The organism is Streptomyces sp. NBC_00104, assembly GCF_045160825.1.
GTDB lineage: Bacteria > Actinomycetota > Actinomycetes > Streptomycetales > Streptomycetaceae > Streptomyces.
In genome coordinates this window covers 4186424-4199608 of the sequence record NZ_CP108215.1, presented here as the reverse complement: position 1 = coordinate 4199608, position 13185 = coordinate 4186424, and the positions used below count along the sequence as shown (strand labels likewise).

At 73.2% G+C, this 13185-nt stretch carries 10 protein-coding genes, 1 tRNA gene and 1 pseudogene; 2 read left to right on the top strand and 10 right to left on the bottom strand.

Translation table 11 applies throughout. The features are described from left to right. Window positions 1-193 precede the first annotated feature (193 nt). Entirely contained in the window at window positions 194-1618 is a 1425-nt protein-coding gene (locus tag OG272_RS18390; protein WP_326582556.1) for a M6 family metalloprotease domain-containing protein, read from the top strand. Between the two features lie 156 nt (window positions 1619-1774). Here the strand turns inward: OG272_RS18390 and OG272_RS18385 are convergent. The 9 genes and pseudogenes from OG272_RS18385 to OG272_RS18345 form a co-directional block, all read right to left on the bottom strand. Continuing rightward, window positions 1775-1848, bottom strand: a tRNA-Lys gene (locus OG272_RS18385). Continuing rightward, entirely contained in the window at window positions 1839-2555 is a 717-nt protein-coding gene (locus OG272_RS18380; protein ID WP_327729559.1) for a bifunctional DNA primase/polymerase, read from the bottom strand. The genes OG272_RS18385 and OG272_RS18380 overlap by 10 nt, the downstream gene beginning before the upstream one ends. A 724-nt stretch (window positions 2556-3279) precedes the next feature. After that, window positions 3280-3642 (bottom strand): hypothetical protein, encoded by a 363-nt coding sequence (locus OG272_RS18375; RefSeq protein WP_327729560.1) that lies wholly within the window; start codon window positions 3640-3642, stop codon window positions 3280-3282. 666 nt (window positions 3643-4308) lie between these two features. Further along, window positions 4309-4737 carry a VOC family protein gene (locus OG272_RS18370; RefSeq protein ID WP_326582559.1) on the bottom strand — a complete coding sequence of 143 codons (429 nt, stop codon included), beginning with the start codon at window positions 4735-4737 and terminating at the stop codon, window positions 4309-4311. Between the two features lie 333 nt (window positions 4738-5070). Then, window positions 5071-5535 (bottom strand): annotated as a pseudogene (locus OG272_RS18365) (hypothetical protein); the annotation flags it as partial. A 101-nt stretch (window positions 5536-5636) separates the two neighbouring features. Continuing rightward, entirely contained in the window at window positions 5637-6980 is a 1344-nt protein-coding gene (locus OG272_RS18360) for an AAA family ATPase (RefSeq protein WP_405894067.1), read from the bottom strand. Beyond that, window positions 6977-8590 carry a hypothetical protein gene (locus tag OG272_RS18355; protein WP_326582562.1) on the bottom strand — a complete coding sequence of 538 codons (1614 nt, stop codon included), beginning with the start codon at window positions 8588-8590 and terminating at the stop codon, window positions 6977-6979. The genes OG272_RS18360 and OG272_RS18355 overlap by 4 nt, the downstream gene beginning before the upstream one ends. Further along, on the bottom strand, window positions 8581-9744 hold the full coding sequence (locus tag OG272_RS18350; protein ID WP_405896032.1) for a hypothetical protein: 1164 nt from the start codon (window positions 9742-9744) through the stop codon (window positions 8581-8583). The genes OG272_RS18355 and OG272_RS18350 overlap by 10 nt, the downstream gene beginning before the upstream one ends. Continuing rightward, window positions 9695-10723 carry a phosphatase PAP2 family protein gene (locus OG272_RS18345; RefSeq protein ID WP_326582563.1) on the bottom strand — a complete coding sequence of 343 codons (1029 nt, stop codon included), beginning with the start codon at window positions 10721-10723 and terminating at the stop codon, window positions 9695-9697. The genes OG272_RS18350 and OG272_RS18345 overlap by 50 nt, the downstream gene beginning before the upstream one ends. 188 nt (window positions 10724-10911) lie before the next feature. Between OG272_RS18345 and OG272_RS18340 the strand changes: the two genes are divergently transcribed. Next, window positions 10912-11508 carry a histidine phosphatase family protein gene (locus OG272_RS18340; protein WP_326582564.1) on the top strand — a complete coding sequence of 199 codons (597 nt, stop codon included), beginning with the start codon at window positions 10912-10914 and terminating at the stop codon, window positions 11506-11508. Window positions 11509-11659: 151 nt separating this feature from the next. Here OG272_RS18340 and OG272_RS18335 read toward each other — a convergent pair whose 3' ends face one another. Then, window positions 11660-13171 (bottom strand): hypothetical protein, encoded by a 1512-nt coding sequence (locus OG272_RS18335; RefSeq protein WP_328507116.1) that lies wholly within the window; start codon window positions 13169-13171, stop codon window positions 11660-11662. Between the last annotated feature and the right edge of the window lie 14 nt (window positions 13172-13185).

Here is a 13185-nt window from a genome sequence, read left to right as displayed (position 1 = left end):
CCGTCGACCGCTTGTGACGTTCTGTGAGGTCCGGGGTGTCGACGGGCCGTGTCCCGGGGGTGTCGGCTTCCGGAGGCCGTCCGGCCCTCTCTCGCCCGTTCCTCACCCTTCTGGTGGATACAAACAGGGCAAAGTACTACTAATTCCGAAAATCTGGACGCGGTGTCCCCAAGATCCGCATCCGGAGGTCTCCGTGCAGCGTCCGCTTCCCTGGAAGGAACTCCTCGGCGACCGGGCGCCCGGTCTGCGCAGTGCAGCGGCCATGCTCACCTCCCTCACCGCGCTCGCCGCGACCTCTCTGATCGCGGCACCCTCCGCCGTTCCCCTGTCGGAGCCGTGCACGCTGCGGCGCACGCAGGCGCACCATTCGGAGGGCCTCGACACCTGGAACTCCGCGTATCCACGCCCCACCCGCGACCTCGACGCCGTACTCGTATTCTTGTCATTCCCGGACGCGGCCCCTCTCACCACACCGGCCGAGCTGACCGCGGATCATTTTCCGGCCACCAGTGAGTTCTTCGAACGCGCGTCGTACGGCAAGTTCGCCCTGCGCCCCCATCCGCGCCGCGCGTGGCTGGAGATGCCGCGGCCGTCGACGGCGTACGCCATACGACGTGACTGGAACGCGACGCACCGGTCGGCCTATCTCAGGGACGCGCTCGCCACGGCCGACCCGCACGTCGACTTCTCCCGCTACGACATCGTGTACTTCGTCGCCGATCCGCACGCGCCCGGCGTCGACTCGGACGCGACGAAGGTGGTCAACCTCGAACACCCGTTGGAGGTCGACGGTACGGATCTCCGCCGGGTCGTCACCGTGTTCGAGCGGCACCCGCCGGACCGTCTCGTCCTCGCCCATGAGACCGGCCACGTCTTCGACCTCCCCGACCTCTACCACCGCCCCTCCGACGGCAAGGGCGACTGGGACACCCACGTCGGCGACTGGGACCTCATGGGCAGCCAGTTCGCTCTGGCCCCGGACCTGTTCGCCTGGCACAAGTGGAAGCTGGGCTGGCTGGAACCGCGCCAGGTGGCGTGCGTACGGGGGACGGGGAGCACGTGGTTGACGCTGGAGGCGGTGGGGGCGGGGCCTAAGGGGGCGTACGAGGGGGAGACGGGTGAGGACGAGGGCGGTGCGGTCGGGTACGCGGGCGGTGGGGGAGGTGTCGTTGAGGCGGCCGGGGTCGGGGCTGGGGCCGGGGTCGGGGCTGGTGACGGTGCCGGCGGGGGCGGCGGGGGCGGGGTGGCGGCCGGTCCGGGGGTGCGGGTGTTCGGGGCCGGTCGGGGCACGAAGCTGGCGGTCGTCCGGACCGGTCCCGACAGTGCGCTCGGTATCGAGGCGCGGGGCGCGGTCGGCAACGACGCTTCCGTCTGCACGCAGGGCGTCCTCGTCTACCGCATCCGCGGCGGCGCCGAGTCCGGCAGTGGCCCGATCGAGGTCCTCGACTCCCATCCGCGCACCGAGGCCTGCTGGGAGGAGTCCGTCTATCCGCCCCTCGCGGACGCTCCGGTGGGCGTGGGTGAGAGCTTCACGGTGCCGGGGGAGGGCGTGCGGGTGGAGGTGCGGGGCCGCACGGCGTCCGGAGCCTGGACGGTGCGGATCACGACGGGGCGGTGAGGGGGTGGGTGGTGACGGGGGCGTGGTGACGGGGCGCGTGGTGTGCCGACGGGGCTGCCGGGGCCTTGGGGCCTCGGGGTACCGGCGTACCGGCGTACCGGCGTACCGGCATGCGAAAGAAGCCCCTCGCTTCCGCGAGGGGCTTCTTTCGTGTCGTGCGCCGCCAGGGACTCGAACCCCGGACCCGCTGATTAAGAGTCAGCTGCTCTAACCAACTGAGCTAGCGGCGCCTGCTGACGTCGTAGACCTTAGCACCCTGATCGGCGGGAGGAAAAATCGATACGCGCACGGTCGCGGAGGCACTCGTCCGGCCCGCCCGGACGGCTGCCCAGAGCAGTACCTCCGGCCCGGGAAGCCAAGGTCGCAGGGTGTCCGGGGCGACGAGCCAGCGGGAGCCGGGCAGGGTGACGCCGGGGCGGCCGAGCGCGGCGCCGGGGCCGCCGAAGCCGTCGCCGGCTCTGCCGCCGTCACTGCCACCGACACCGGTGTCGCCGGTGTTCCCGAGGCCGTCCGGGGCGAGGACGGCCGGAACGGTGACGGCGTCGCCGGTGCCGTGGCAGAGGAGGGGTGGGACGTCGCCGGTGCGGCCGGGGGAACTCCACTCCTCCCACTCCAGGAGGGTGGGCAGGCGGTGGGCGGTACCCGGGGAGGCGAACAGGAGGATGCGGCCTCGGTACACGGCGACCGGGCCGGAGCCGGGGCCCTCGTCCCATAACCGGTCGAGCATCCGCCGCCCGAAGAACGCCGGCACGCTGACGACGTCGAACACGGTTCCGCACGGCAGCACCACCGGTGCGGCCGGCCGCTCCTCCCACAGCGCCATCGTGCTTCGCGGATACGTTCCTGCCGAGGCCAGCCAAGTCGCCCCCTCCACCGTGACCCCCGCGACATCGACCCCGTCCCGCGGGTACCTGCCCGTCCCGACTCCACTGCTCATACACCTAGGTCTACCGCCCGCGACCACCCGACCCCGGGCGGTTACCGGAAACTGATACGCGAGATGGGCAAGTGGGGTATCTTGCCCACCCGGCATATGCCAGACGGTGTTTCGCGACCCGCCCGCACAGCCATGCACGGCGCCCGAAAACCGTGCCGCCTGGCGCTGCGCAGCCCGTGCCCGTCGGCGCGTAGCCACACCGCCGGGCCCTGCGCAGCTCCCCGCCCAGCAGCCGGCAGCCGTTGCGCCGACCCGTGGTCCCGCCCCGCTCGCCGCCGATGCGCCACAGCGCCTCGCCGTCCGCGGCCGGACACCGCACAGCCTCCCCGCCCGGCTACGGTCAGGCTGCCCGGCTGCGGGCACCCGCGCCGCCGGACACCGCGCTGCCTCCCCGCCCGGCTGCGGGCACCCGTGCCGCCGGCACCGCACGGCACCTCCCCGCCCGGCCACGGTCAGGCCTGCCCAGCTACGGGCCCCCACGCCGCCGGGCACCGCACGGCCTCCCCGCCCGGCTACGGTCAGGCTGCCCGGCTGCGGGCAGTCGTGCCGCTGGGGCGGCACGGGTGGGCGCGGGCGGCACCCGGCCGGCGCCGGTGAGCGAAACCCGCCCCCGGTCGGCCACGGCTCCGGGGTGCCGGGCACCCCCGGCCGACGCCGGTGAGCGAAACCCACCCCCCCAGCCACGCAGCGGAGCGCCTGGCGCCCCCGGCCGCGCAGCGCCCGCTCAGATGGACTCCGGCCCGCTGACATCCCGCCCCCGCGCCAGCTCCCGCCCGTACTCGACCATCTTCTTGGCGTAGTCCTCGGTCCACTCCGCCCGTTCCGCGATATCCGCCGAGGTCAGCCGATCGAACCGCCGAGGATCGGCCAGCTGTGCCGCCGCGATCGCCTGGAACTCCACGGCCCGGTCCGCCGCCGCCCGAAACGCCTGCGCCAACTCCGTCGCCCGCGACAGCAACGCCCGCGGATCGTCGATCGACTCCAGATCGAAGAAGTGCTCGGGATCGCCGGCCGCCTCCGCCGGCTCGAAGAGCAGGGGCGCGGGGCGTAGCCGCGGTTCGTTCCGATGCGACGTGGGCTCCGCCATGTCTTCTCCTCCTCGTGCGACGGTTCGGTGGCCGGTTCCCGGGGCGTCCCGGGAGGAGGGCCACCGTCCATTGTCTCGTGACAGCGCAAGTAGGCATCGACTCCACCCAGCGCCCCACACGCCGCCCCAAACACCACCCCCACACACCGGGCGCCCGAGGGCGCCGCCCCGCTCTCACCCACCCAGGGGCACCTCCCCGGACCACGCGCCGCCCGGCACCCACCCAGGGGCACCTCCCCCGACCACACGCGCCCGAGCATCGCGCACGGTCCCCGCCCTAAGGTCGCCAGGCCCCCGATGCTCCGCCAGCTCGACCAATGCTGCGTGGTTCGCCGCCCAGCCATGTCGCACCGTCCAGAGCCTCAGCCTGCCGCGCCAGGGCGGCGGATCGGTTCTGTGACCTGCGACGACCAGATCTGTTGAGACGTGGGGAAGTCGAAATTCTCAGATGATGGGGTCCCTGGTCAGCTGATTGACTGCCGTGGCGACAGGCCTTCTGACGGCAGCGATGGGAACAGGTCACTTGTCGTAGTCCGTCGAACGGGCCGGACGGCTCGCCCGTCCCGAGCGCCTGATCCGGCGATCTGTGCCACGGCGCCCTCACCGGTCGGGGGCGGTTCTTCGTCTCGGCCCATGGGGACAGAACGAGGACAGGTTCGCGGCCCCTCAGTCGATACAGAACTCGTTGCCCTCAATGTCCTGCATCGGGATGCACGAATCATTGCCGTCATACAGCGTTCGCACGTGTACCGCGCCGAGCGGGACCAGTCGTGCGCACTCGGCCTCAAGCGCGGCGAGGCGCTCCTCACCCACGAGTCCGGTGCCGACCCGCACGTCAAGATGCAGCCGATTCTTGACGACTTTGCCTTCGGGGACGCGCTGGAAGTACAGTCGCGGGCCCACACCTGAGGGATCACTGCAGGCGAACCATGAATCCCGCTGCTCAGGTGGCTGCGAGCGCTTGAAATCGTCCCAAGTGGCAAACCCCTCCGGTGGCGGCGGTACGACGTACCCGAGCACCTCGCACCAGAAACGAGCGAGGCGCTCAGGCTCTGCGCAGTCGAAGGTGACTTGGAACTTCTTGATCGATGCCATCGGTCCACCATATTGGGGCGTGCTGTTCACCGAGATCCCGGGTTCATCGCCGTACGGGTCGATGTCCCTTCTCACTAGATCTTGCAGAAGGCGGGCTGCTGACCTGGGGTGTGACAGGTAGGAGTGGGGTTTCCGCCGGGGCTGTCGGGGTGCTTCAAAGGTCGTGTTGGCGATGCCGGACGTGTGTCTCGTCGATCATGACGACGCTGATGCGTCCTGAGCTGGCCTGTGTCAGGACGGTGAGATGGCTGCGTCCAGAGTTCTCACCGAAGGTGGCTGTTTCCGGGTCAGGTCAAGAGACAGGGGGCTCGGCCGGCCCTGGAGCCGGTCTGTCTACTGGCCGTGCAGCCAGACCCGCAGCGGACCGACCGGCTCGAAGCCATGGCGGACGGCGGCCGCCAGGTCCTCGCCCTGCTCGTAGCCGACCACCGGCAGGGTGGGGAACAGCCTGTTCACGGCGTCCAGTACGACCGGGCAGGCCGCGTCAGGGCCGCCGTCCAGCGCGAAGACGTTGGAGATTCCGACCACCTGGTCACTGGGGCTCGCCACCGCTCCGGCGACCACTCGGCCGTCGGCGGACTGTCCAGCGAGCACGAAGGTAGCTGGGTCGTCGAGTAGTTCGGGTCGGAAGAGTTCCGCGTTGCCGCCCCTGTCGTCCCAGGCGAGCGCCCAGGCCCGCAGCATGTCCGGATCGCCCGCCACGTCCCAGGAAAGATCCGGCGCCAGGGCGGGCGCACTTGCCGGGCGGTGGATCCACTGTGCCTCAAAGAGCACCTGGAAGCCGGCCTCCGTCACGTCTGGATACCCACACATCGAAGGCTGCCCTGTAACGGTACTCACGCACGCCCGAGTGATGTGAGCAGCGGCTCCCTGCCTGGCGCGGGAGGGGCCGCTCCACGCTACGGCCGCCACGACACCCGGTGGTGGGACAGATGATCCATTGTGGTCATCATTGCCTCCCAGCCGTCCGGGAACTTCACGGTCACGCCCAGTTGGACCGGCTCGGTCGACGGGTGGTCGTCGAGGAGATCGGTCACGCCCGCACGGCAGACGACGATGCACGCGTGCCGGTGCCGGGAGGCGAGGACGCACAGGCGCCCGGTCTCCAGGTGGAACGCCGTCGCGTCGGGGCGCCCCGACAGCGGGTGCAGGACGACGGTGACGTCGTACTCCCGTCCCTGCAGCCGATTCGCCGTGTCCACGACCACGTCCGCGACACCCAGCTCGGCCAGCGCGGAGCGCACCCCCGCGGCCTGGTCGCGATGGGCCGTACCGACGGCGATCCGGTCGGCGGTCAGCGGCACGGGCTCCTCGGACCGCTCCGAGGTCGCCGCCCCGCCCCGGTCGAGCAGCCGCCGCACGACCCGCGCGACGGCCCGGACCGCCTCGGGATCGGTCCGTGGCGTGTGCCGGGCGGGCAGCTCCAGCAGCCCCCACCCCGACTCGGCCGCCTCGTCGATGACCCGGTCGGGCCCCGATCCGTCCGACGGCACCGCGAACCCGAGCCGCCGGTCGCCGTGCCCCGTACCGCTGCGGAAGGGGGTGAAGGGATAGAACGCGTCGGAGACCAGGGGCGCCGCCGACGCCGGGAGCCGCCACGACACCGGCAGCCGGTGCTGCGGCAGCTCGGGGTTGTGGGCCAGCAGGGTCGTCACCGCCGAGGCCGACGGATCGTACGACAGCCCCGCCCACTGCTCGCTGCCCACGATCGCGAACGGGTCCAGCTGCCCGGGGTCACCCACGAACAGCGCCCGCTCGAAGAGCCCCGCCACGGCCAGCAACGCGTCCGACCGCATCTGGTACGCCTCGTCGACGATCGCGTGCCGCCACGGCTCGACCCCCTTGACGTGCGCCCACTTCGCGGCCGTGGAGATCACGACGTCCAGCCCGGCCAGATCGGCCGCCTTCGTCGACTTGCGTACGTTCGACAGGTCGTCCAGCGCCTTGTCGTACGGGTCGCTGTCGCTGCTGTGCAGCCGGCCGACCGGGAGGTCCGGCTCCTTCTCCGCGAGCCGGATCACCAGGTCGTCGACCTGTGCGTTCGTCTGCGCGATAACCATCAACGGGCGTCCGGCGGAGGCCAGTTCGAGCGCGGCGCGGACGACGAGCGTCGACTTCCCGGCGCCGGGCGGCGAGTCGACGACGACGCCCCGCGCGTCGCCGTGCAGCGTGTCGCGCAGGATCGCGTCGGTGGCGCGGCCGGCCGCCGCCCCGGGGTCGAGCACGGCCTCGGCGGGGCTCATAGGACGTCCTCCTCGGTCACCGGGTCCGGCAGCGGTACGGCGTCGGGTTCACCCGGCGGCCCGCCGTGCGTCCACGGTGTCTCCTCCGGGTCCGGCAGCTTCGCCCCGCCCCGCTGGTCGTGCTCGAACAGGGTGAAGCAGAGCAGGTCCCCCTTCTCGGGGACCGACCCCGCCTCCGGCTCCTTGCCCCGCCCCATCCTGTCCGTGATCCGCAGCACGAGGAGCCCGCCGTCGTGCCCGCCGGTCCCGTCCTCCTCGTACCCCACGAACTCCGCCGTCTGCGGCTTCCCGCCCAGCGAGCGGTACACCTTCGCGCGCTCCCCGAGATGCGGCCGGTCCTCGGTCCGTACGGTGACCAGCGGCCGTGGGCTGGGCCGCTTGCTCTCGCTGTACGCCATGACGACGTCCGTGACCTCCCCGGCGAACGCCTCCCCGGCCAGCCGCCGCCCGGCCATGACGAGCGGGTCGTCCAGGGCCTCCTGGGCGTCGAGACGGGCCTGTTCACGCTCGCGCGCGGCCAGCTTGTTCGCGGCGGTGACCGCGTCGTCGAGGCGGGGCTGCGGGGGCTCCCCGGCGACGATCCGGTCCCGGTGGCCGGTGAAGGACCAGCGGTCGCGGGTCCACCGGTCGGCCGCGTGGGCGCCCTCCGGCAGGGCGCGCAGCAGGTCGAGGCCGTGCCAGACGGCGTCCCAGGTGGGCCGGGTGCGGCTCTCGACGAGGGCGCGGATCTCCCGCTCGGCGGCGGTCAGCGCCCCCAGCCGGTCGTCGGCCTCCAGTCCGTCCTCGGCGGCGGCCAGGGCGAGCCGCGCCCGGTCGTACCGCTCGATGGCCGGGGCCAGCAGCTTGTTGTCGAACGCCGGATCGGTCGCGGGCCCGGCGGGCGGGCACAGCAACTGGCCCTCGGCGTCCCGCGCCAACTCGGCCCGCCGCGCCGCCACCTCGCCCGATTCCCCCTCCGGGGGGTCGATCCAGGCGAGCAGCGACCCCAGGTGCTGGTCCTCCACGCCCGACTGGCCGGTCGCGTAGTGCCGCGACAACAGGTCGGTGAGCGCGAGCAGCAGTGAGGAGCCCGGCACCCGCGCCCGCTCCCCGAAGTGCGTGAGCCACCGCCCGAGCAACGGCACACGCGGCGGCGCCGGATGGGGTGCCTCCGGGTCCTGCTCGGCGGTGCGCCGGAACCGCATGGAGCGCCCGAGAAGCCGTACGAGGTCGATGCCCGTCCGGCTCGGCAGGATCAACTGGGGTGCGTCCGCGCACAGTTCGACCTCGACCTTGACGCGCTTGCCGGTTTCCGGGTCGGTCTCGCCGCGCTCGGCCGCCTCCACGACGTCGGCGTAGGAGTCCACGTACGGCAGCACGATGTCCGCCAGCTCGGCGAGGAACGCGAACCGCAGGTCACGGTCACGGGGCTGCGGCACCACCAGCAGCCGGGGCGCGTCCCGGTCGGTGCCGACGAGCGCGCCGAGCGGGGCCCCGGCCTCACCGGCGGTGGTGAGCGGCACGAGGACGAGGGGGCGGTCCGACAGATGCCGGTGCAGGACGGTGGCGGCGGGCTGGGCGCGGCCCGTGCTGACGGCTTCGAGGCGCGCGAGGGTGGCGATCAGCGACACGCGGCATCCTCCCGGGGCGCGCCCGCGGTGCCCAGTGCTTCGGCCCGCAGCTCCGCCGCTCTGCGCAGCGCGGCCACGGCGGGATCGTCCGGGTCGCCGGCGTGGCCGTGGGCCGCCGCCAGGACGTCGTCGACCGTCGTGAGGCCGCCCAGTTCGGCGCGGGTGGCGCGGCCCAGGGACGTCACCGCGCCCTCCGTGCGGGAGCGGCTCCGGCAGTGGAAGGCCAGCTCGCAGGCGGCGAGGCACTCGGGGGCGTAGCTGGCGGACAGCGTCTCCACGGCGGTCGTCAGCTGCTCCTGCGGCAGCTCCGGGGCGAAGCAGGTGCCCTCGGGGAGGGCGTCCGCGATCTCCTCGATACGGGTCAGTCGCGCCAACTGGCGGCGGGTGACCGCCCGTTGCTTGCGGACGTCCACCGCGGCGGCCGTCGGGAGGTTGGTGAAGTCCCTGGGGCAGACCAGCAGCACCCGGTGGCGGACCTCCGGGGCGGGGGCGCCCGCGCGGGCGTCGCCGCCGAGCCGGGCGGCGACCTCCTCCAGCGCCAGCACGTACACCGCGGACTGGCGGGCCGCCGCGCCCACCTTCGCCGGGTCCGCCGAACCGTCCAGCATCGGGAAGGACTTGATCTCGACGACCGACCAGGTGCCGTCCGGGTGGACCACCACCGCGTCCGGCTCCAGGAAGGCGGGGGAGCCCGCGACGTCGAGCGCGAGCATGGGGTGGTCGAGCAGCGCCCAGCCGCCGGCGTCCGTGGCGTCGCGCAACGCCAGTGCCGTACGGGCGGCGCGGCCCTCGGGGCCCACGGCGGTGAGGTCGGGGACCGAGGCCGAGGTGGGCGGCTCGGCGCCGGGGTCCAGTCTCTCGTGCACCAGCCGCAGCAACTCCGCGCCGCCGTCGGCCTTGACGCGGGCCTCGAAGGCGTTGCCCCGCATGAAGGCGAACTGGGACTGGCCGAAGGCGGAGGGCGAGCCGAGCGCGTCCGCCAGGACCGCCTTGTTCACGCCCGCGCCGTCCAGCAGCGCGCGGCGCTCACAGCCCGGGTTGGCCGCGAGCGCGGCGAGGGCGCGCGCGTCCAGCGCCTTGGGTGGGACCTCGGGGCCGCGTAGCTCAGCGAGCCGCTGCCGCAGCGCCGTCCCCTGCCTCCGAGGGGGCGGCACCCGGCTCGGGTCCGGTGATCCGCTGCCGTGGAATTCGCTCACCCGGGGAAGTCTGGCACCCTCCACTGACAATCGGGGAAACCGAGGCACGAGAGGCGACCGTGGCAGGAGCGACCGGCTCCTCCGCGCGCCGTCGGTCGCCGCCGCCGAACCGGCCCTCCGCCGCCGTCCCGAGGCCGAGGGAGGCCCGGCACCGGTCCGCGGTCCGCAGCACCAGCGGTGTCAGCAGCAGGCCCGCCCCCATCACGGCGGCGCCCGCCACGGCGTCGAGGAAGTAGTGGTTCGCGGTGCCCATCACCACGATCGTGGTGATCAGCGGGTACGCGACGGCCGCGGTCCGCACGAGACGCGAGCCGCCGCCGAAGCGCCAGAGGATCACACCGCACCACAGGGCCCAGCCGACGTGCAGGCTCGGCATCGCCGCGTACTGGTTCGTCATCCCGCCCAGGCCGCGGGGCGCGCTGGCCTCGCCGCCCCACCAGCCCCACGAGCTGTAGTGGGCCATGGTGTCGACGAAACCGTGGGTCGGGTCGAGCAGCCTGGGCGGGCAGGTCGGGAGCAGGGTGAAGCCGATGAGGCCGATGAAGGTGGAGGTCAGCAGCCAGGTGCGGGCGGCGCGGTAGCGCACCGTGCGGGACCGGAAGAGCCACACCAGGAGCGCGGGCGTGACCAGGTAGTGCAGCGACGCGTACCAGAAGTCGGCGGGGATCCCGATCCAGGGCTCACGGGTGAACAGACGGTTCAGCGGATGCTCGGCGTTGAGCCACAGGGCCTTCTCGATCCGCAGGAGCGCCAGGCCGTGGTCGACGGCGTGGGAGGTGTCGCCGCGGGCGAGCAGCCGGCCGGCCGAGTACGCCCCGTACACCAGCAGGATCAGCGGCAGCTCGGTCCACCAGCGGGGCCGGGTGGGCGCCGCCTCGGTAACCGGTGCGCCGGTCGTTCTGGTAACCGGTGCCTCGGTCGCCTCGATCTGCGGCATCCGAACGTCCTCCCCCATCTGCGTGCGGCGATGTTCACCTGTGTGTGGTGCTGCTGTGGCCCAAGTGCAAGACGATGTCCAAGACGCTGGGATCGCCTCTCGGGTTGCCCCCCGACAGCGTGAGCGATGATGGAACGGTTCGCCTCCGAATTCTTCCTTCTCCCAGAAGGCCCCTGGAAAGGTCGCTCATGGCACCGCGCATCCTGCTGGCCCGGCACGGACAGACGGAATGGTCCCTGCTCGGGAAGCACACCGGCAGGACGGACATCCCCCTCCTCGACGAGGGCCGACGCGGTGCCAAGCTCCTCGGGGAGCGCCTCCACCGGGCACCCCTGGACGGGCTGCCCGGTGTCGACGTCCGGACGAGTCCCCTCTCCCGCGCGCGTGAGACGTGCGAACTGGCCGGCTTCGGCGAGCGGGCCACCGAGTGGGACACGCTCATGGAGGTGGACTACGGGGCGTACGAGGGACTGACTCCCGCCGAGATCCAGGACTTCCGCCCCGGCTGGCTCATGTGGCGCGACGGTGTCCCCGAGGGGGAGACCCTGCGGCAGCTCTCCGCGCGCGCGGACGAGGTGGTGGCGTGGGCGCGTTCCGCCGAACGCGACGTGCTCGTCTTCGCCCACGGCCACATCCTGCGCTCCATAGCCGCGCGCTGGCTGGGCCTCGACCTCGGCTTCGCCGCCCGTATCCGTCTCAACCCGACGTCCCTGTCGGTGCTGGGCTGGGCCTACGGCGACCCCGCGATCGAGTCCTGGAACGACACGGGGCACCTGGCGGGCTGATCATCATCGGCCGCCCGGCATGGCTGCGGGCAGTCGTGCCGCCGGGGGCGCCGGGGGCGATGGGGGCGCCGGGGGAGGGGCGGCGGCACCCGACAGGCGCCGGTGAGCGAGACCGACCTTCGCCCGGCGGCAACCCCGGGTGCCCTTCGAACTACGCGGTCCGCGCGGCCCCCGCGTGCCGTTCCAGGAACGCCGACACCCCCGCGGCCCGGCGGTGCGGCAGCAGCACGCGAGCCGTGCCCGCGAGCATCTGCTGGACGCGGGAGGACTGGACCTCGTCGAGGAGGTCGAGGACCCGCATCCCGGCCGCGGCGGCCTCGTCGGGCCGCCCCCCGCGCGCGAGGTCGTCGGCGAGCTCGGCGGTGTAGAGCGCGATGTTGCGTGTGAAGTGCGGGTTCTGGAGGCCGGCGGCCCGGCGCGCGTGCCGGGCCGCCCGGGGCCAGTCGCCCAGCGTGGACCAGCACTGCGCCTCCAGGCCCTCCAGCTCGGCCTCCCCGTAGAAGCTCATCCACTCCGGGTCGGCCTCGGAGGTCCCCCGCCCGAACAGGGCGTGCGCCCGGGCCAGCGCCTGTTCGCACCCAGTGCGGTCGGCGAGCCCCGCCCAGCCGCCCGCCTCCCGCAGCGCCAGCAGGGACATCAGCCGTGGTGACCCCAGCGGCCGGGCGACCCGCTGCGCGGCCTGCGCCGCCCGTACCGCCTCACGCGGCCGGCCCGCGTCCCGCGCGAGGAACGCCGTGTTGCAGAACGCGTGCGCCTCCAGTCCCGGGTCCCCCGACATCCGGGCCGTGGCCAGGGCCTCCGCGTAGTGCGAGCGGGCGTCGTCGAACCGTCCCGAGTCATGGGCCAGCCAGCCCACGGAGATGGCCAGTTCCCCCGCCCCCGAGTACAGCCGGTCGGCGGTGGTCTGCCGGGTGGTGCCGGCGTCGAGCAGCGCGTAGGCCGCCCGCAGCGGCGCCGAGGCCCTGCGGTACAGCCCGTCCGCCCCGTGCCGGTCGTCGAGCAGCCGGATCTTGCGTACGGCCGCTTCGAGGGCCCCCGCCTCCCCCGTACCCGCCCGGTGCACGGGACGGCCCGCGGCCGAGGCCGCGCCGCCCGGGGCGAAGGGGCCGAGCGAGGCGGCCGCCATCGCGGCGGTGCCTCCGGTCATGAACGCGCGACGTTGCACGTCGCTCTCCTCGTGGTTCTGGTACGTCTCCTGCGTGCCCCGCCGGCCGTGCACATGGACCGTGTCGCCCCGCGGGTCCTGCATGTCGTACGTCTCTTGCGTGTCATACGGCTCATACGCCTCTTCCGTCTCACCCCTCACTCCGGGTGAGGGGTGAGAGCGGCTCTCGTTGCGAGGGGAGGGCGCCTCGTCGGCGGGGCGCGCCCCCCGACCGCGTACCTCCGCGCGGGGCGCGAACCCCAGGTCGGTCAGCGTCCGGCCAGGGAACATATGCAGGAACACCCGTTCGTACGCGTAGTTGGGGCAGCGGATCTCGCCCGCCTCGACCCGTCCGACGTAGCGCGCGTCACAGCTCACCCGCTCGCCGATCTCACGCGCGGCCCGCCGTACCGCCGCGGCGAACTCGCCCGGCGAACGCTGCCCGCGCAGCTGCCTGAGGGCGAGGTTCGGCCGCTGTGGACGGGGGAACTGGGACGAGGTCACCGATGACGACGTCATGGCCGGGCCCTCTC

Bases quoted from the DNA above. Each gene is read 5' to 3' on its own strand.
- OG272_RS18340 (WP_326582564.1), top strand. From the start codon at position 10,912: ATGGCACCGCGCATCCTGCTGGCCCGGCACGGACAGACGGAATGGTCC.
- OG272_RS18360 (WP_405894067.1), bottom strand. From the start codon at position 6,980: ATGAGCCCCGCCGAGGCCGTGCTCGACCCCGGGGCGGCGGCCGGCCGC.
- OG272_RS18370 (WP_326582559.1), bottom strand. From the start codon at position 4,737: ATGGCATCGATCAAGAAGTTCCAAGTCACCTTCGACTGCGCAGAGCCT.
- OG272_RS18380 (WP_327729559.1), bottom strand. From the start codon at position 2,555: ATGAGCAGTGGAGTCGGGACGGGCAGGTACCCGCGGGACGGGGTCGAT.
- OG272_RS18345 (WP_326582563.1), bottom strand. From the start codon at position 10,723: ATGCCGCAGATCGAGGCGACCGAGGCACCGGTTACCAGAACGACCGGC.
- OG272_RS18375 (WP_327729560.1), bottom strand. From the start codon at position 3,642: ATGGCGGAGCCCACGTCGCATCGGAACGAACCGCGGCTACGCCCCGCG.
- OG272_RS18335 (WP_328507116.1), bottom strand. From the start codon at position 13,171: ATGACGTCGTCATCGGTGACCTCGTCCCAGTTCCCCCGTCCACAGCGG.